Source organism: Collimonas sp. OK607 (assembly GCF_900111995.1).
GTDB lineage: Bacteria > Pseudomonadota > Gammaproteobacteria > Burkholderiales > Burkholderiaceae_D > Collimonas.
Map to the genome: position 1 here is coordinate 1 of NZ_FOKF01000066.1, position 18,348 is coordinate 18,348.

The window sequence follows — 18,348 nt, forward strand, 5'->3', positions numbered from 1 at the left end:
ACAGCTCATGCATGCAACTGACAATTCAAAATCATTAGCCCTTTGATTTTTATCGATTATTTGAGGGGAAGGGTCAGACTCTGACCCTATTTAACTATTTCTCTCGGGGGTGTTGAGTAAAACCGAAGCGAGTTGAAATATTTTCTGTGGCGATATGTTCGACTGTTAGTGTTGTTCCGGTTTTTTGCCATGTCAGGGTTTGACTCTTTGACGGGTTTGCCATCCATTCCAGTAGTGCTTCATCGCTGGCGATTTCTCCGTCTATGCGCAGGTCGGCCAGGCATTGCGCCAGGTCGCGATCGTCGATTGCGGCTACCTGGTTTGGGGCGATCAGTAGTAGGCGGCCTTGTTCGGTTAGCATGACTGATTCGATTGCCGTCATCGGCTCGCCGGTTTGCAGGACAAAACCTTGGATCGGATCGGTGTGGGCGATGTAGGGTGTCAGCTCCAGATCGACATAGACGCGTTGCGGGCCATTTTGGAAGTACCAGCAGCCTTGGTCGTCTGCGCCGTAATTGCGATTGATAAAGCCGACCAACGCCGTGTGCATGATCTTGTCGCCAGGAAGGTTCTGGCGCTGCGTCTGTTCATCGCGCATGCGCCAGGCGCCACGCGCGTCCAGCGCCAGCCAACCGTGGCAATGGGGGACGTTGGGCCATTTCTGCATGGCTTGGGCTACGATTTGATCCATCTAGTTACCTTGTAAAAAACGCAGCATGCGCTGCGGCAGCCAATCGAGGCGGCCGGGCGGGCCGCCAACGGCGAATCCTACGTGACCGCCTTGATCAGGATATTCGAGGGTGACGCTGGTGGCGGCCTTGGGCGGCAAATGCTGCGGCGGCAGGAACGGGTCGTTGCGGGAGTTGAGCACCAGGGTCGGGACTGTGATGTCGTTGATCACCAGCTTGGCGCTGGCGCGATGCCAGTAATCGTCGGTGTCGCGGAAACCATGCAGGGGCGCTGTGACGATGTTGTCGAACTCATACAGGTCGCGCGCGTTCAGCATTTTTTCGCGGTCGAACAGGCGCGGGAATTGTTGCAGCTTGTCGAGCGACTTGCTTTTCATCGTGCGCAGGAACGAGCGGGTGTAGACCATGTTGAAACCATGCGACAAGGCGGCGCCACCGCCGGCCAGATCGAGCGGTGCGGAAATGGCGCAGGCGGCGTCGATGATTTCTGCCTGGTGCTGGGATTCGCCGAGCCAGCGCAGCAGCGCGTTGCCGCCAAGTGAAACACCGGTCGCATAGAATTTACCAAATTGCCGGGTGGCGCGGCTGGCAACCAGGCGGCGCAGTATCCAGTCGACCTCTTCGGCGTCGCCGGAGTGGTAAAAACGCGGTGCCTGGTTGATTTCACCGGAACAGCCACGGAAGTGCGGTACCGCACCGGACCAGCCGAGCGTTGCCAGTTGCGCCATCAGGGCGCGGCTGTAGTGGCTGGCGGAAGAACCTTCCAGGCCGTGAAACAGCACCACCAGTGGTTGCCCTGGCTGGCCGTCGACAAAATCGATGTCGATGAAATCGCCATCCGGCGTATCCCAGCGTTCGCGTCTGTAGGCGACTGCCGGTTTGCTGATGCAGGTAGCCGGATAAATGGTTTGCAGATGTCCGCCGGGCAGCCATAGCGGCGCAGGGTAGGAACCAGGTGAGACGGAAGCAGGCATACTATTTTCTGTGTCGGATCTGTGTAATCTATTCAATCTGTTCAATTTGTTCAATGCAAGGTAGTGCTGGATGCGGTTTCTTCCGGCGCTGCGCCCGGCGCCACAGAGGCGTGATGCAGCACGATACGCCAGCCGCGTGGCGTCTTCATGTAGATATTGGTCGCCAGGATATGCATTTCGCGATCGGACTCGCTGGCCTGGTGCAGCTCTTCCACCAGGTTGTGAATGCTGGTCGATAGATTATGCGTCACATGCAACTGGCGCGCACGGATATGAACGCCGCCGCGTTCGAACAAGCTTTCGAACGCTGCCCGGATCGCCGCATGCCCATGCAGCCTGGTGGCATTCGGATGGATGCAGACGATTTCGTCGTCATCGGCCCATAGCGTCATCATTGCTTCGATATCGGCTCGGCTCATGGCGTCGTAAAAAGCGGTCTCGGTTTCTTCGGCTGAACCGTGCATGAATTTGGCATGTGGCATAGGGGCTCCGTGTTCAAACAGTTTGATCGGCTATCGCAATGCTTTTCCGTCATCAAAAAAGGGAGCCGAGCTCCCTTTTATTTTGATTAGTGTCCTGTGATAACGGCACCCGGTTTCAGCCGGTATTGCGTGCCGCAGTAAGGGCATTTGGCGCTGCCGCTGCTGTCGAGATTCAGGAACACGCGGGGATGCGACGACCAGACCGGCATCAGCGGATTAGGGCAATGCGCCGGTAGATCCTTGCCGTCGAGTTCAACCGGGGTTTGAATCGTCGTTGTTGCTTTTGCTGCTGTATTCATTTGCTTCTCCAAATTTACTTGTGCTTGACTTGTACTTTAGCTGGGATGACGCTGGCTTATTTTCCAACCACGGTAAGCCAGTGCTGATATTTGGGCGACTTGCCTGCCACCACATCGAAAAACATCGACTGCAGTTTTTCAGTGACCGGGCCGCGCTTGCCTTCGCCTATGGTGCGATTGTCGAGTTCGCGGATCGGCGTGATTTCTGCGGCGGTGCCAGTAAAAAAGGCTTCATCGCTGCAATACACTTCGTCGCGGGTGATGCGCTTCTCGATGACTTCGATGCCGCTGTCGCGCGCCATGGTCAGCACCGCATCGCGGGTAATGCCGTCCAGGCAGGAAGCCAGGTCAGGCGTATAGATCTTGCCGTTCCTGACGATAAACACGTTTTCGCCGGAACCTTCCGAGACGTAGCCGTCGGTATCCAGCAGCAGAGCTTCGTCGTAACCGTCGGTCAATGCTTCCTGGTTAGCCAGGATCGAGTTGATGTAATAACCGCTGGCTTTGGCGCGCACCAGCGATACATTGACGTGGTGGCGGCTGAACGATGATGTCTTGACGCGTATCCCTTTAGCCAGCCCGTCTTCGCCCAGATAGGCGCCCCAAGGCCAGGCGGCAATCGCGACGTGGATGGTGTTGCCTTTGGCGGCAATACCCAGCTTTTCCGAACCGATCCAGATCAGCGGCCGCATATAGCAGGATTCCAGCTTGTTTTCGCGCACCACTTGGATTTGCGCATCGATCAGGGTTTGCAGGTCGTACGGCACGTGCATCTGGAAAATCTTGGCCGAATTCAGTAGGCGCTGAGTATGCTCCTTCAGGCGGAAAATCGCAGGACCTTGATCGGTCTCATAAGCGCGCACGCCTTCGAAAACCGCCATGCCGTAGTGCAGCGAATGCGTCAGGACATGGATATTGGCTTCACGCCAGTCAATCAGTTTGCCATCTTTCCAAATCTTGCCGTCGCGGTCATCCATGGACATGTTCAAATCTCCGATAAATAGGAAGTTGCTGAAAAATTGCTGAATCTGCAATTATTTGTGGTGGCGGCCAGCCGCCCATAGTTCACTATGGGCCCACCACGCGCTCACTACAGATATTTGGCAGATTCTTAGGTATAAAGTGACATTTTAACGGATTCGATGAGGCCTACTCTGTAGAATATTGGTTTCGGAATGTGACTTTTGAGTACCGCTATGTGCGCAAAACCGTGTTTCGACAGAGGCTGCTGGAGTAAAATAGCGGCTTTTCCTCACTAATATTGCCTGATCGACATGAAATTCAATCGACTAAGCGACTTGATCGCGCAACACCAGCTGCAAGGCAAGCGCGTGTTTATCCGCGCCGACCTCAATGTACCGCAAGATGCTGCGGGCAATATTACTGAAGATACGCGCGTGCGCGCTTCGGTGCCGGCGATTCGCCAGGCGCTGGATGCGGGGGCGGCGGTGATGGTAACTTCACACCTGGGACGTCCGACCGAAGGCGAATTCAAGCCGGAAGATTCGCTGGCGCCTATCGCCAGGCGCCTGGCGGAATTACTGGGCCAGCCGGTTGAGCTGCGTCAAAACTGGACCGACGGCGTCGAAGTGGCGCCGGGCCAGGTGGTGCTGCTGGAAAATTGCCGCGTCAACAAGGGCGAGAAAAAGAATAGCGACGAACTGGCGCAAAAGATCGCCAAGCTCTGCGATATTTACGTCAACGACGCTTTCGGTACCGCGCACCGGGCCGAAGCCACTACCCACGGCATCGCCAAATTTGCGCCGGTTGCCTGTGCCGGCCCTTTGCTGGCTGCCGAACTGGATGCCTTGGGCAAAGCCCTGAACCAGCCGGCGCGGCCGCTGGTGGCGATCGTCGCCGGCTCGAAAGTGTCGAGCAAACTGACTATATTGAAAGCGCTGGCCGACAAGGTCGATAATCTGATCGTCGGCGGCGGCATTGCTAATACCTTCTTGCTGGCAAGCGGCTTGAAAATCGGTAAGTCATTGGCGGAACCAGATCTGGTGGAAGAAGCCAAAGCTATTATCGAGATGATGGCCAAACGCGGCGCCTCGGTACCGATTCCGGTGGATGTGGTGTGCGCCAAGGAATTTTCGCCAACCGCAGCTGCGCAGATCAAGGATGTCGCCGATGTTGCTGACGACGACCTGATTCTGGACATCGGCCCGAAGACTGCAGCGATACTGGCAGCGCAAATCGGCCAGGCTGGCACCGTGGTCTGGAATGGCCCGGTCGGCGTGTTCGAATTCGACCAGTTCGGCGAAGGTACTAAAACCCTGGCGCTGGCGATTGCCAATTCCAAAGCTTTCTCGATTGCCGGCGGCGGCGATACGCTGGCGGCAATTGCCAAATACGAGATTACCGACAAGATCGGCTATATCTCCACTGGCGGCGGTGCTTTCCTGGAATTTTTGGAAGGCAAGACCCTGCCAGCGGTTGAGATTTTGTTACAGCGCGCTGCTTAGTATTTAGTATTTATTTTTAGCTTCCAGTCGGACATTTGGTTGTAGCAACCAAATGTCCAGATGTTTGTTCATGCTGTGCTGAAAGGTTGTCCATGCAAAGAGCTACCAAGATCGTCGCCACTATCGGACCTGCATCCAGCGATGCCGACACGCTGGCGCGGATGTTCGTCGCCGGGGTCGATGTGGTGCGCCTGAATTTCTCGCATGGCAAGGCGCAGGACCATATCGATCGCGCCAAGCTGGTGCGTGAAGTGGCTACGGCCTGCGGTAAGCAAGTCGCGATCATGGCCGATTTGCAAGGACCGAAGATACGGGTCGGTAAATTCGAGCAAGGCAAGATCGAGTTGAAGAATGGCGAAAAATTCATTCTCGACGCCGATTGCGCCATGGGCAGCCAGGAACGCGTCGGCCTCGATTACAAAGCCTTGCCGCGTGACCTGAAACCGGCTGACGTACTGTTGCTCAACGATGGCTTGATCGTGCTGGTTGTCGAAAGAATCCTCGGCAATGAGATCCATACCATCGTCAAGATCGGCGGCGAACTGTCTAACAACAAGGGTATCAATCGGCAAGGCGGCGGCTTGACGGCGCCGGCGCTGACCTCCAAGGACATGGACGACATCAAGACCGCCATGAGTTTCCAGGCCGACTACGTTGCGGTGTCGTTCCCGAAGAACGCTACCGATATGGAAATGGCGCGGCAATTGTGCAATGTGGCCGGCGAAGCCTACGATCACAAGCCGATGATGATCGCCAAGATCGAACGCGCTGAAGCGATCCCTGTATTGCAAGAAATTCTCGACGCCTCCGACGGCATCATGGTTGCCCGTGGCGACCTGGCAGTCGAAGTTGGCAATGCTGCTGTACCGGCACTGCAAAAGCGCATGATCAAGATGGCGCGCGTGTCCAACAAACTGGCGATCACCGCGACCCAGATGATGGAATCGATGATCGTCAATGCGGTGCCGACACGTGCTGAAGTGTCCGACGTCGCCAACGCCGTGCTGGATGGCACCGACGCCGTAATGACTTCCGCTGAAACCGCTTCCGGTAAATATCCGGTAGAGACGGTGGAAGCGATGTCGGCGATTTGCCTGGAAGCCGAGAAATCGGAAGACTGCAAGCTCGACGCCGATTTCCTGAATGTCCGTTTCACCCGTGTCGACCAGTCGATTGCCTACGGCGCTTTGTTTACCGCTCACCATCTGCGCGTCAAGGCGATTGCCGCGTTGACCGAGTCCGGTTCTACCGCACTCTGGATGAGCCGCCACAACATCGATATTCCTATTTTTGCACTCACCCCGAGCGTCGCCACCCAGCGCAAAGCGGCCTTGTTCCGTAACGTCCAGACTTTCGAGCTGGCTAAATCGAACGACCGCGAAGCGGTGTTGCAAGCGGCGCAGAATTTGCTGTTGGCCAAGGGCGTAGTGCAGCTGGGCGATCTGGTGGTGGTGACGTGGGGTGAACCGATGGGACAAATCGGCGGCACCAATGCGCTCAAGATCATGAAGATCGGCGAGTATTGAATTCGTTGGAACAGAATCGGCGCGGCTGCAGGTTACTAATAACAATGCACCGCCTGAACGCTGTTCCACAACAAGTTTCTATTATCGGAGTACAACATGCCTCTAGTATCCATGCGTCAATTGTTGGACCATGCAGCTGAAAATAGCTATGGCCTGCCTGCTTTCAACGTCAACAATCTGGAACAAGTCACTGCCATCATGCAAGCGGCCGATGAAGTCGGCGCGCCGGTCATCATGCAGGCCTCGGCCGGTGCCCGTAAATACGCGGGTGAAGCATTTTTGCGCCACCTGATTGAAGCAGCGGTAGAAGCCTTCCCGCACATCCCTGTTGTGATGCATCAGGATCACGGCCAGTCGCCGGCAGTATGTATGGCGGCGATCAAGTCCGGCTTCACTTCGGTGATGATGGACGGCTCGTTGATGGAAGACGGCAAATCGGTTGCCAGCTACGAATACAACGTGGAAGTGTCGCGCAAAGTGGTGGAGTTCTCGCACGCTATCGGCGTCACCGTGGAAGCAGAGCTGGGCGTGCTCGGTTCGCTGGAAACCATGATGGGCGACAAGGAAGACGGCCACGGCGCCGACGGCAAGATGACGCGTGAACAGTTGTTGACCGACGTCTCGCAAGCTGCCGATTTTGTCAAGCTGACCCAGTGCGATGCGCTGGCGATTGCGATCGGTACTTCGCATGGCGCCTACAAGTTTTCGCGCAAGCCAACCGGCGATATCCTGGCGATCGAACGCATCAAGGAAATCCACACCCGCATTCCAAACACCCATCTGGTGATGCACGGTTCGTCATCGGTGCCACAGGAATTGCTGGCGGAAATCCGCGAGTTCGGCGGCGACATGAAAGAAACCTACGGCGTGCCGGTGGAAGAAATCCAGGAAGGGATTCGTCACGGCGTGCGCAAGATCAATATCGATACCGACATCCGCCTGGCAATGACCGGCGCGATTCGTCGTTATCTGATCGAGAATCCAAGCAAGTTCGATCCGCGCGATTACCTCAAGCCGGCACGCGAAGCGGCCAAGGCAGTGGTGAAAGCTCGTTTCCTGGCGTTTGGCTGTGAAGGCCAGGCTGCCAAGATCAAGCCGGTTTCGCTGGAAAAAATTGCAGAGAAATACAAGAAGGGCGAGCTGGCGCAGATCGTTCAGTAACAGATAGATATAGATGTCGTAATAGCGCCCGGTATGGCCGGGCGCAATAATTTACCAGCTTGGGGGATGGCGCATCAGTCATCCTGCAAGCTGGTTTTCTGACTTATGGAATAACCATGACAAGCCTCTACCAATCCACCATCACCTCCCTGCCGTTGCTCGGTCGCGGCAAGGTGCGCGAAAACTATGCCGTCGGTGAAGACAAGATCCTGATCGTTACTTCCGATCGCCTGTCGGCTTTCGACGTCATCATGAATCAACCGATCCCGGGCAAAGGCAAGGTCTTGAACCGCATGTCCGATTTCTGGTTCGACAAGCTGGCGGCGATTGTTCCTAACCATCTGACTGGCATCGCGCCGGAATCGGTGGTGGCGGCGGATGAGGTCGAGCAAGTGCGCGGCCGTGCGGTGGTGGCGAAACGCCTGCAGCCGATCATGGTCGAGGCAGTGGTGCGCGGTTACATCATCGGTTCTGGTTGGAAAGATTATCAGGCGACTGGTGCGATCTGCAGCATTACCTTGCCGGCCGGTTTGCAACAGGCAGCCAAGCTGGCCGAGCCGATTTTCACGCCGGCCGCCAAGGCTGAGATGGGCGAACATGACGAGAACATCAGCTTTGCCGACATGGAAAGCCGGATCGGCAAGGAACTGGCTGGCAAGATCCGCAGCATCAGTATCGAGCTGTACAAGACGGCAGCCGATTATGCTGCAACGCGCGGCATCATCATCGCCGACACCAAATTTGAATTCGGTCTCGACCAGGACGGCACGCTGCATTTGATGGATGAAGTGCTGACCGCCGATTCGTCGCGCTTCTGGCCGGCGTCCAGCTATCAGGTCGGCATCTCGCCGCCGTCGTTCGACAAGCAGTTCGTGCGTGATTACCTGGAAACTGTCACCAGTTGGAACAAGACCGCTCCGGCGCCGACTTTGCCTGATGACGTGATCGAAAAAACCGGGGCCAAGTATCGTGAAGCACTGTTCAGCCTGACCGGCGAAACGCTGAAGGATTGATGATGACCAAGGATACTGTGAACCAGCCGCTGATTGGCATCGTCATGGGTTCTTCTTCCGATTGGGATGTGATGCAGCACGCGGTCGCGATCCTGACTGAGTTTGGCGTTGCGCATGAGGCGCAAGTGATCTCGGCGCACCGTATGCCGGATCAGATGTTTGCTTACGCCGAAACTGCGCGTGCACGCGGCTTGCGCGCCATCATCGCTGGCGCTGGCGGCGCCGCTCATCTGCCGGGCATGATTGCAGCCAAGACCATCGTGCCGGTGCTGGGCGTACCAGTGCCGTCCAAGTACTTGCGCGGCGAAGATTCCTTGCTGTCGATCGTACAGATGCCAAAAGGCATTCCGGTCGCCACCTATGCCATCGGCGAAGCCGGCGCGGCCAATGCGGCGCTGTCAGCCATCGCCATGCTGGCCACCACTGACCAGGCGCTGGCCGACAAGCTGCTGGCGTTCCGCGTCAAACAGACGCAAATTGCCCTTGATATGAAATTGCCACCGGTATGAGCAGTATGCAACACGAATCCATCGATCCGATTGTTCCAGCCACCACGCCGGCAACCTGGCTTGGCGTGATGGGCGGTGGCCAGTTGGGCCGCATGTTTACGCACGAAGCGCAAGCCATGGGCTACAAGGTAGCTGTGCTGGAGCCCGAGCAGGATTGCCCGACCGGGCATGTCGCGGATCGCCATTTCCTGGCTGATTACAGCGATGAAGTTGCATTGACCGAAATGGCCGGTTTGTGTGCGGCAGTCACTACCGAATTTGAAAACGTCGCGGCCGAGAGCCTGGCGATACTAGCGCGGAACAGCTTTGTCGCTCCTGCCGCTGCCTGCGTCTCGGTAGCCCAGGATCGCATGGTGGAAAAGCGTTTTTTCACCGATTGCGCCAAGACTTCGACGGTGCTGCCGGCACCGCATCATCTGATTGCATCGGCAGCGGATATTGATAAAATCCCCGCCGACCTATTGCCAGGCATCCTGAAAACGGTCCGCCTCGGTTACGACGGCAAGGGGCAGGCGCGGGTGCGCACCCTGGACGAAGTGCGCCTGGCATTTGCCGATATGAACGGCGTGGCCTGCGTGCTGGAAAAAATGCTGCCGCTGGCCTACGAGGTTTCGGTGCTGGTGGTGCGTGGCGTCGACGGTACGGCGGCGGTGTATCCGATTGCCGAAAACGTGCATCGCGACGGCATTCTGTTCACCACTACCGTGCCTGGTCCGAATGTCTGCGACGAAACCGCCAAGCGGGCCCAGCATGCAGCGCTGGCCATCATCGAGCAACTCGCGTATGTCGGCGTCCTGTGCATTGAATTTTTTGTCCTGCAGGACGGTTCCCTGGTGGTCAACGAGATGGCGCCGCGTCCGCATAACAGCGGCCACTACACCATGGATGCTTGCGTTACCAGTCAGTTCGCACAGCAAGTCCGCGCGATGGCGCGCATGCCGTTGGGCGATACCCGTCAACATTCGCCGGCGGTGATGTTGAATATCCTGGGCGATGTCTGGTTTGACGGCGATAGCGAACAAGCGCGCGAGCCGGCATGGGACCGGATACTGGCTTTGCCGGCGGCGCATTTGCATTTGTACGGCAAGGCGCAGGCACGCCGCGCGCGCAAAATGGGGCATATCACTTTCATCGCAGCGACCTTGACAGAAGCCCAGCAGCAAATGGCGGCGGCTTGCGAAATCCTCGGCATTGCAGCGTAAATGAAAGGTTCGATGAGCGGCGCGATGAAGGACGCGAAGATAGATCTGCAAGCAATCCAACTGGCCGCACGTAAGCTGGAAGCCGGTGCATTGGTCGCGTTTCCTACTGAAACTGTGTACGGACTGGGAGCCGATGCCGAAAATGCGGCGGCGGTTGCCAGCATATATGCCGCCAAGGGACGGCCGTCCAACCATCCGGTGATTGTCCATGTGGCGCCCGAGGCGGACATCGGCTATTGGGTAGAGTCGGTGCCGCCACAGGCGCGGGCATTGATCGCCGCTTTTTGGCCAGGACCTCTGACACTGATCTTGCCGCGCGCAGCGCATATCCCGGATCAGGTTTCAGGTGGCCAGAACTCGATTGGCTTGCGTTGTCCTTCGCATCCGGTGGCTCAGGCATTGCTGCGTGAGTTCAAAGGCGGCAAGGGCGGCATTGCCGGCCCGTCTGCTAACAAGTTCGGTCATGTCAGTCCGACCACGGCGCAGCATGTGCGCGATGAGTTCGACGCCGATGGCGACAGTCCGATCGCTTGCATATTGGATGGTGGCCAGAGCGAAGTTGGCATCGAGTCGACCATCATCGATTTGTCGCGCCTGGCCTCGCATGGGCCGGTGCTGCTGCGCCCTGGTCATATCAGCGCCGCACAAATCGGCGCGGTGCTGGGGGTTGCGGTACAAGCCGCCGATGCGTCTGCACCACGTGCTTCCGGTACGCTGGAGTCGCATTACGCGCCGCGCACCCCCGTGCTGCTGGTACCTCCAGAGCAGTTGACTGGCGCACTGCAGCAATTACATCAGGCCGGGCAAAATCTGGCACTGATCAATTATTCGGCGCTCGCCGCGGAAGTGCCGCCGTTGGCCGCGCACTCTCCAATGACTGCATCGCCTCAAGCCTATGCCCATGATCTTTATGCGGCACTGCGTAATATGGATCACGCGGCGGCCGACCTGATTGTGGTGGAAGCACCGCCATCCGATCTCGCCTGGCAGGGTATCAACGATCGTTTGCGTCGAGCCGCGCACGACTCATCTGCCGTTCTGGCAGGCTTTAAAAAATAATTTGAGGTAAAAAAGCTACAACTATAGTCAAATGATTCCAAAGCTGGCATAGTGTAAAAAAAAGAATAGCACGCGCGTTCTTTTCGGGGTAATGTGCGTGAGACGATATCCGGAAATCACGGATACGCGAATTTGGTAACCGCAGTCGAATAAGAGAGCGTTGTCTGGTATGGCCTGGCCGGACCGGATTTGCAAAACGCCACAAAATGGGTTTGTGCTGTATTCGCTGCAGGCAAAGATCCCGCAATTGAAAATGAAGTGTAACTTGGAGAAGACATATGAAAAAACAATTCAACGTATTACCAAAGCTGGCAGCCCTGTCCGTGCTGGCAGCATTTGCCGTACCCGCAATGGCGCAACAAGCAGGCGATAACCTCATCAATGCAGGCTGGGCTCACATCGGCCTGAACCAATCCAGCGAACCATTAAAGCTCGGGACCTTCACGGTTCCAAATAGTGGTGCGCATGTTTCCAACGCTGATACCCTTCTTCTGTCTTTCACACACTTCATTACCGACAATATCGCCGTAACGGCGGATTTGGGTATTCCACCGAAGTTCAAGCTCAGCGGTGAAGGTTCCCTCAACGGTTTGGGGCAACTCGGCACGGCTACACAATGGAGCCCGGCTCTGTTGGCCAAGTATTACTTCGGCGACGCTAACAGCCAGTTCCGTCCTTACGTCGGCGCCGGTGCTGCGTACGTCTGGTATTCAAATATCAAGCTGACCAGCAGCTTGACCGGTCTTCTCGGCGGTGGTGATCCAGGTGCTTCTACCAGTGCCGATCTGAGCAGCTCTTTTGTGCCAGTCGCCAACATTGGTATGGCCTATAATTTCGACAAGAACTGGTCCGCCAACGTATCCCTGTCTTATGTCCCGCTGAAGACCAAGGCTGATCTGTCTACTCGCCATAGCGATGGATCGACAACGCACGCCACTACTAAAATCACCCTGAATCCTTTGGTTTCGGTGTTGAGTGTCGGCTACAAGTTCTAAATCGTCGAAATCGTCGAAATCGTCGAATAAGGTTTGGATTAAATGCCCTGCATAGTCAGGGCATTTTTTTTGCCTGCTTTGAGTGCAAGTGAGTTGCACGTGACATTGCGTATATCTACATCGACAAGTGTGAGCAGATTGCGTTAAAGTTAAAGCGTTATAAGAAGGCAACCAGGGGAGAGCAGCCATGACCAAGGAAATTGCAGTATTAGGAGGCGGATGCTTCTGGTGCCTGGAGGCGGTTTACCAGGAAATAAAGGGAGTGGAGCATGTCGAATCGGGGTATACCGGCGGTCATGTAGCCAACCCGAGTTATGAACAGGTATGCGAGGGTACAACCGGACATGCCGAAGTAGTGGCGGTGACCTTCGATACGGAGCAGATCAGCTTTCGCGAGTTGTTGGAAATTTTCTTCACAATTCACGATCCGACTACGCTGAACCGGCAGGGTAACGACGTCGGCACGCAATACCGTTCGGCGATCTATTACCAGTCGCCGCAGCAGAAGGAAGTTGCTGCACACGTGATTAAAGAAATGGCCAACGTCTGGGACGCACCGATCATCACTGAGTTGAGTCCCGCGGAAACCTATTACAAGGCAGAAGATTACCACCAGAATTACTTTCGCCAGCATCCGTTGCAAGGCTATTGCGCATTCGTGGTCGCGCCTAAAGTGGCAAAGCTGCGAAAGATTTTTACCGAGAAGGTTATCGGTAGCTGAGAGGCGGCAGCTGACGGGGCACAGTTGAGGATCTATCCACTGTTCCTGCAGGAACAGTGGATAAATATATAGATAGCCCGTGGATTATTGCGGAGCCTGGTAAATATAATCCCGCGACCAGGGTAGCGTGTTCGCACTGCGACCGGCTTTGCGGCAAACCACCTGGTACAGCGACATCCAGTCGCGCTCGAAGCCGTAAGAACTGCCGGCCAGATAAATGCGCCAGATGCGGAAACGGCGGTCGTCGGCGGCTTTCCTGACTTCATCGGCGCGCGCTTCCAGATTGTCTGCCCAGATGCCGCAAGTCTTGGCATAGTGGCGTCGTAGATTTTCCACGTCGAATACTTCCAATCCACCTTCCTGCATGGTTTTCAGCACCAGGCCGATATGCGGCAGTTCACCGTGTGGGAACACGTATTTTTCGATGAATTCACCGCCACCGTATGGCGTTTCACCATTCGCGACGTCGGTAGTGGTGATGCCGTGATTCATCGCGATGCCGTCGTCCGCCAGCAAGCTGCGGATCCGCGAAAAATACATGGGCAGGTTGTTCAGGCCGACATGCTCGAACATGCCGACGCTGGTAATCCTGTCGAAGCTGCCGGTGATGTCGCGATAGTCTTGCAAGCGAATCTCTATCTGGTCTTCAAGGCCGGCTAGTGCAACGCGTTCTTTGGCTAATGCGTACTGATTTTCCGAAAGCGTGATGCCGACGCATTTGGCGCCGAATTTTTGCGCCGCCCGCAATACCAGGGCACCCCAGCCGCAGCCGATATCCAGCAAGGTTTGGCCAGGCTGGAGCTGGATCTTGGTCAGGATGTGATCGATTTTTTTGATTTGCGCGGTGGCCAGGTCTTCATCGCCATTCTCAAAATAGGCGCATGAATACACCATGTTCTGGTCCAGCCACAACTTGTAGAAATCATTGGAAACGTCGTAGTGATAACGAATCGCCTCGGCATCTTTTTCCTTGTTGTGGCGGAAGGTGCGAGTAATACGGGCAAATTTGCCATCTGCTTTCAGCGTATTCGCCGCCAGTGCATTACCGATGGCGATGATTTCCCTGATTTTCCCCTCGACTTCGATTTTCCCCTCGACATACGCTTCGCCGAGATTGGCGAGGGATGGCGTCAGCAGGTAAGACAGCGCTGAGACATGCGGGACGCGTACGGTAACCTCCGGCGCCGTGTAGGTGCCAAAGTCAAACCGCTGACCGTTCCACAATTCGAGCCGCAATGGCAGTGCGGCACGGTGACGAACCTCATTAACCCAGTTTTCAAGCCGTTTTTCCCAGAACACGATTTCTCCTCCGGTTAAATACTTGTAACTTGTATCTAGCGTACCTCTGCCAAGCTGTCAGCGTCGACCAATAAAAGTGCGCTAAGGCTGCAGGCGTTGCCGCTGCCAGCTGCCAGTTGCATCCAAGGTATACAGAATGCGGTCATGCAAACGAGACTGACGTCCCTGCCAAAATTCTACCGTATCCGGTAACAGTCTGTAGCCGCCCCAATGTTTTGGTCGTGGCGGATTATCGCCAAACTTTTGTTCGGCTTTTGCGTACTCGGCTTCGAGCATTTCGCGGCTGGCAATCGCCTGGCTTTGTGCCGATGCGATCGCGCCGAGCCGGCTACGTAACGGCCGGCTGTGAAAATAGGCGTCGCTGTCGCTTTCGGAGACGCGTTCGACGCGGCCTTCGATACGCACCTGGCGCTCCAGCGCTATCCAGTGAAACAACAGTGCGGCGTAGGGATGCTGCGCCAGTTCGTGGCCCTTGCGGCTGTCGAAATTGGTAAACCAGGTGAAGCCATGTTCATCGAATTGTTTGATCAGCACGATGCGCGACGACGGCCGTCCATTGCTACCTACCGTTGCCAGGCTCATCGCATTCGCTTCCGGCACTTGTGCGTGGATGGCTTCATCGAACCATTTTCCGAATTGCGTAAACGGATCGGCGGCGCTGTCGGCCTCGGACAGGCTGGCCTGGCTGTAGTCGATCCTGAGATCGGCTATGGATTGGCTCTTAGCCTGACTCATGCTGAAATACCTCGACGTTGCTGCATTGCTGCTCCTAGCTGTTGCATCTGCTGTGCATTGAAAATTCGTTTTGCCATGGGCGCGATCCAGGTTTCTTCCTTTTCCATATGGGCAGAGTAGATGGTGGAAAATTGATGGACATCTTGCGGCGACAGCAGCGTTTCCGAGGTTGCCGCGTCACCATCGGCGATATGCGTCAATTGCCGGTTGATGGAATGCCAGAGGCTGTCCATCTGTTGGTGTTCAGCCAGGATTTCGGGTGCCAGTCTTTGCAGCACCGCAGCATCTTCTCCGGTCGCTGTGGCGTGCAACATCGGCAGCAAGTCGTGCTCCTCATCTGCATGATGATGCGGGGCGGCTTGGTTGAAATAGCGCATGACGCTGTGGGCTGCCTGCTGTGCCTGAGCATCGTTGCCATGTTGCGGCACATGGTCGAGCAAATTCTGCAGCGTGGTTAACTGCTTGCGTATCCGGTCGTGGCAGTGTTTGAGGACTGCTATCGGCTGGCTGAAATCTGGCGCGGTGTCTATCAGTGCATTCGGCATGATGATGTATCTCGTGGATTAAACTGGGGCGCTCGTGGCGAATTGATGCTTGTTTGATAATTTCTGGATGGCTGGCGACGAATATCAATACAGCCATATTAAAACACTTCAAAATAATTTCGTCTCACGGAGCCGGTAAAATAGCGTCAATAGCGATATCCGGCCATTCCTGGATATTTTGGCAATTGCCCGTACATTTTTTTGCTCCCGACCATGCCTTCATCTGTCGTATCAAGCGCTTCCGACGCATCTGTTCCTGTCATAGACCTCGAAGAGGTTGATTTCGACCGGCGTTTTGGCGGTATCGCCCGCCTGTATGGCGCCGCCGCGCTGGCGCGTTTTCTGCAAGCGCATGTCTGTGTGATCGGGGTTGGCGGTGTCGGCTCGTGGGCGATCGAGGCATTGGCGCGCAGTGCGATCGGCAATCTGACCATGATCGATCTGGATAACCTGGCTGAATCTAATATCAACCGCCAGATCCATGCGTTGACCGACACGCTCGGCCAGGCCAAAGTGAGTGCGCTGGCGGCCCGTATCGCCCAGATCAATCCGTACTGCCATGTCACCGAGGTGGAAGATTTCATCACCGCCGATAATTTGCCCGAAATGATTGGCGAAGGGCGTTACGACTATGTGATCGACGCCATCGATAATGTGCGCGCTAAAGCGGCCTTGATCGCCTATTGCCGCGACAAGGGCATTCGGCTGATCACGATTGGCAGCGCCGGAGGGCAAGTAGATCCGACCTGTATTGAAGTCCGCGACCTTGCCAAAACCGAACAAGAGCCGCTGCTGGCGAAGGTGCGCAAGCGTCTGCGTTCCGAGTACCGGTTCCCGCGCGGCGATAAAGTGCGCTTCGGCATCGACGCCGTGTTTTCTACCGAGCCGTTAAGTGCGCCGCTTAGTGAAGAGGTATGTGCCGTTGATGGCGACGTCGCGCCTGGCGTAACCGGCCTGAATTGCGCTGGTTACGGTTCGGCGGTGGTGGTAACCGCGACCTTCGGCCTGGTGGCAGCCGCCCACATCATGCGCAAGCTGGCGGCGGATGTGACAGTGAATGCGGCAGCGGATGTGGCAAATGCGCCGGGCATTACTTGACTTGCCAATGGTGTCTAAATAGAATCATGCGGACTATCTTTGTAGGAGATCCGGTTTTGGACAGTTGTACCAGTACCTGTGGATGGGCGCACAGCCCGACGCAATTCACCTGCTTTTAGTCGATCATAACTACAGCCGGTGAATTGACGCGCTGTAGTATCTCAGGCGATTTCGCATCGCCGCCCTGCGTCTTATATATACGTTATATATATCCCATCCATTCGTTTGTTCGATTTGCTAGCTGATCTTCAGTTTCTGAAGCAGCGATGCGCACCCATGGAATGTCGCCGGCTGGCATTTCGATGCATACAGAAAGGTAGTGAAGATGGATTGGAAAATATTTACCCTGCGAGTCTTGCTCGCCCTGACCTTGGGTTCGCTGATAGGCGCAGAGCGCCAAATGCGCCAGCGCATGGCGGGTTTGCGGACTAATGCCCTGGTATCGATTGGCGCGGCGCTGTTTGTCATGGTGTCGGCATTCGAATCGGATCCGCAAGGCGCGACCCGGATTGCCTCTTATGTAGTGTCCGGTATCGGTTTCCTCGGCGCCGGCGTCATCATGCGCGAAGGGATTAACGTGCGTGGGCTCAATACCGCAGCCACGTTGTGGTGTTCCGCCGCGGTCGGCGTGCTGTGCGGGCTTGGTCATGCGCTGGAAGCCGCTATCGGCGCGGCGGCAATTCTGGGCGCCAATGTACTGTTGCGCGGCGTCTCTCATATGATCAATCGTCAGGATCTGCATAGCGCGACGGAAATCGAGCAGGTATATCGCCTCTCTGTAGTATGCCGGCCTGAAGACGAGGTGCAGGTGCGGACCTTGATGCTGCATATGCTCAACGGCATGCCGCACCTGGTTGTACAGTCGTTGCATAGCGAGGACCTGGCTTCAGGTACCCAGCTGGAGGTGCGCGCGGACTTGATTACTTCACCTAGCAATCATTTGCAGCTGGAGCAGATAGTCAGCCGGGTCAGCCTGGAGAAGGGCGTCAGCGCTGCCCGCTGGGCTGTGCTGAACTCTGTTGATGTGTAATCAGTAGCTACGCTTAATAGGTACGGTTAATAGATGCAGAATTGGATAAATGAAGTAAATCGAAATATCTTTAACAAAGTACTTGCGGGGAGCGGAGAGGGTTGCTATAGTTCGCCTCCCGTTGAGAACGACGCGAAATAAACGAAGCAGCTGAGAGGTAAAAAGGCTGTTTTGGGGAGCGAAGTTTGAGGGAAATAAAGCGGGTTGAAGTTGGTGTGGGCGGTAAAAAGTTTTTCGGTGAGTAGTAAAAAAGTAGTTGACGAAAAACGCGAAACGCCACATAATCTCATCTCTCTGCTGCTGACAAACAAAACGATTTGACAGCGACGCGAACCGGGGTTCTGGTGACGCGAAGTAGAAGGTTCTTTAACAATTAACAGTCGATAAGTGTGGGCGTTTGATGGAAGTGCAGCGCTGGTGACGTAAGTCGCTAGCGTATAACTTAAAACATTAAATGTTCACAAAAGAAGAAAATAGGCGCTTTCGAGAGAAAGTGGCCTGTCAGTATTTTGAGTGAGCGATAGCAGAGATGCTAGGCAGCAATGC

Annotated in this window: 19 protein-coding genes; 11 read left to right on the forward strand and 8 right to left on the reverse strand. The window is 55.8% G+C overall.

Annotated elements, in window-relative coordinates; all coding sequences use genetic code 11:
- Positions 1–94 precede the first annotated feature (94 nt).
- The 5 genes from BM029_RS24460 to BM029_RS24480 form a co-directional block, all read right to left on the reverse strand.
- Positions 95–691, reverse strand: coding sequence for a DUF2946 family protein (locus BM029_RS24460; protein WP_092440530.1), 597 nt, complete (start codon positions 689–691; stop codon positions 95–97).
- Positions 692–1,663 (reverse strand): YheT family hydrolase, encoded by a 972-nt coding sequence (locus BM029_RS24465; protein ID WP_092440532.1) that lies wholly within the window; start codon positions 1,661–1,663, stop codon positions 692–694.
- Positions 1,664–1,713: 50 nt separating this feature from the next.
- The gene (locus BM029_RS24470; protein WP_092440534.1) at positions 1,714–2,145 is read right to left on the reverse strand and encodes a YybH family protein; all 432 of its coding nucleotides are present in this window, start codon (positions 2,143–2,145) and stop codon (positions 1,714–1,716) included.
- 86 nt (positions 2,146–2,231) lie between these two features.
- Positions 2,232–2,444 carry a zinc-finger domain-containing protein gene (locus tag BM029_RS24475; protein WP_092440536.1) on the reverse strand — a complete coding sequence of 71 codons (213 nt, stop codon included), beginning with the start codon at positions 2,442–2,444 and terminating at the stop codon, positions 2,232–2,234.
- Positions 2,445–2,500: 56 nt separating this feature from the next.
- Complete coding sequence (locus BM029_RS24480) at positions 2,501–3,427, reverse strand: branched-chain amino acid transaminase (protein WP_092440538.1); 927 nt, start codon at positions 3,425–3,427, stop codon at positions 2,501–2,503.
- Between the two features lie 291 nt (positions 3,428–3,718).
- Between BM029_RS24480 and BM029_RS24485 the strand changes: the two genes are divergently transcribed.
- The 9 genes from BM029_RS24485 (at position 3,719) to msrA (ending at position 13,095) form a co-directional block, all read left to right on the forward strand.
- Entirely contained in the window at positions 3,719–4,909 is a 1,191-nt protein-coding gene (locus BM029_RS24485) for a phosphoglycerate kinase (RefSeq protein ID WP_092440540.1), read from the forward strand.
- A gap of 92 nt (positions 4,910–5,001) precedes the next feature.
- On the forward strand, positions 5,002–6,435 hold the full coding sequence (gene pyk / locus BM029_RS24490; RefSeq protein WP_092440542.1) for a pyruvate kinase: 1,434 nt from the start codon (positions 5,002–5,004) through the stop codon (positions 6,433–6,435).
- A 96-nt stretch (positions 6,436–6,531) separates the two neighbouring features.
- Positions 6,532–7,596 carry a class II fructose-bisphosphate aldolase gene (gene fba, locus BM029_RS24495; RefSeq protein WP_092355129.1) on the forward strand — a complete coding sequence of 355 codons (1,065 nt, stop codon included), beginning with the start codon at positions 6,532–6,534 and terminating at the stop codon, positions 7,594–7,596.
- Between the two features lie 116 nt (positions 7,597–7,712).
- Positions 7,713–8,609 (forward strand): phosphoribosylaminoimidazolesuccinocarboxamide synthase, encoded by an 897-nt coding sequence (locus tag BM029_RS24500; RefSeq protein WP_092440544.1) that lies wholly within the window; start codon positions 7,713–7,715, stop codon positions 8,607–8,609.
- Complete coding sequence (gene purE, locus BM029_RS24505; protein WP_371329163.1) at positions 8,609–9,118, forward strand: 5-(carboxyamino)imidazole ribonucleotide mutase; 510 nt, start codon at positions 8,609–8,611, stop codon at positions 9,116–9,118. Before BM029_RS24500 ends, purE begins: the two co-directional genes overlap by 1 nt.
- 5 nt (positions 9,119–9,123) lie before the next feature.
- The gene (locus tag BM029_RS24510) at positions 9,124–10,320 is read left to right on the forward strand and encodes a 5-(carboxyamino)imidazole ribonucleotide synthase (RefSeq protein ID WP_244545212.1); all 1,197 of its coding nucleotides are present in this window, start codon (positions 9,124–9,126) and stop codon (positions 10,318–10,320) included.
- Positions 10,321–11,379 (forward strand): L-threonylcarbamoyladenylate synthase, encoded by a 1,059-nt coding sequence (locus BM029_RS24515; RefSeq protein ID WP_371329164.1) that lies wholly within the window; start codon positions 10,321–10,323, stop codon positions 11,377–11,379.
- A 278-nt stretch (positions 11,380–11,657) separates the two neighbouring features.
- Entirely contained in the window at positions 11,658–12,374 is a 717-nt protein-coding gene (locus BM029_RS24520; RefSeq protein WP_092440548.1) for an OmpW/AlkL family protein, read from the forward strand.
- A gap of 187 nt (positions 12,375–12,561) precedes the next feature.
- Positions 12,562–13,095, forward strand: a complete 534-nt coding sequence (gene msrA, locus BM029_RS24525; protein WP_092440550.1) for a peptide-methionine (S)-S-oxide reductase MsrA — start codon at positions 12,562–12,564, stop codon at positions 13,093–13,095.
- Positions 13,096–13,179: 84 nt separating this feature from the next.
- On the opposite strand, the gene BM029_RS24530 is transcribed toward msrA, so the two are convergent.
- From BM029_RS24530 to BM029_RS24540, 3 genes are all read right to left on the reverse strand, one after another.
- Entirely contained in the window at positions 13,180–14,394 is a 1,215-nt protein-coding gene (locus tag BM029_RS24530) for an SAM-dependent methyltransferase (protein ID WP_092440552.1), read from the reverse strand.
- A gap of 81 nt (positions 14,395–14,475) precedes the next feature.
- Positions 14,476–15,129: a pyridoxamine 5'-phosphate oxidase gene (gene pdxH / locus BM029_RS24535; protein WP_092440554.1), complete on the reverse strand. Its 654-nt coding sequence runs from the start codon at positions 15,127–15,129 to the stop codon at positions 14,476–14,478.
- A complete protein-coding gene (locus tag BM029_RS24540) occupies positions 15,126–15,674 on the reverse strand; it encodes a hemerythrin domain-containing protein (RefSeq protein WP_092440556.1) in 549 nt (182 codons plus the stop codon). The genes pdxH and BM029_RS24540 overlap by 4 nt, the downstream gene beginning before the upstream one ends.
- 213 nt (positions 15,675–15,887) lie before the next feature.
- On the opposite strand from BM029_RS24540, the gene tcdA reads away from it, so the two are divergent.
- The gene (tcdA, locus tag BM029_RS24545; protein ID WP_092440558.1) at positions 15,888–16,772 is read left to right on the forward strand and encodes a tRNA cyclic N6-threonylcarbamoyladenosine(37) synthase TcdA; all 885 of its coding nucleotides are present in this window, start codon (positions 15,888–15,890) and stop codon (positions 16,770–16,772) included.
- Positions 16,773–17,097: 325 nt separating this feature from the next.
- Positions 17,098–17,802: an MgtC/SapB family protein gene (locus BM029_RS24550; RefSeq protein WP_092355103.1), complete on the forward strand. Its 705-nt coding sequence runs from the start codon at positions 17,098–17,100 to the stop codon at positions 17,800–17,802.
- Positions 17,803–18,348 lie beyond the last annotated feature (546 nt).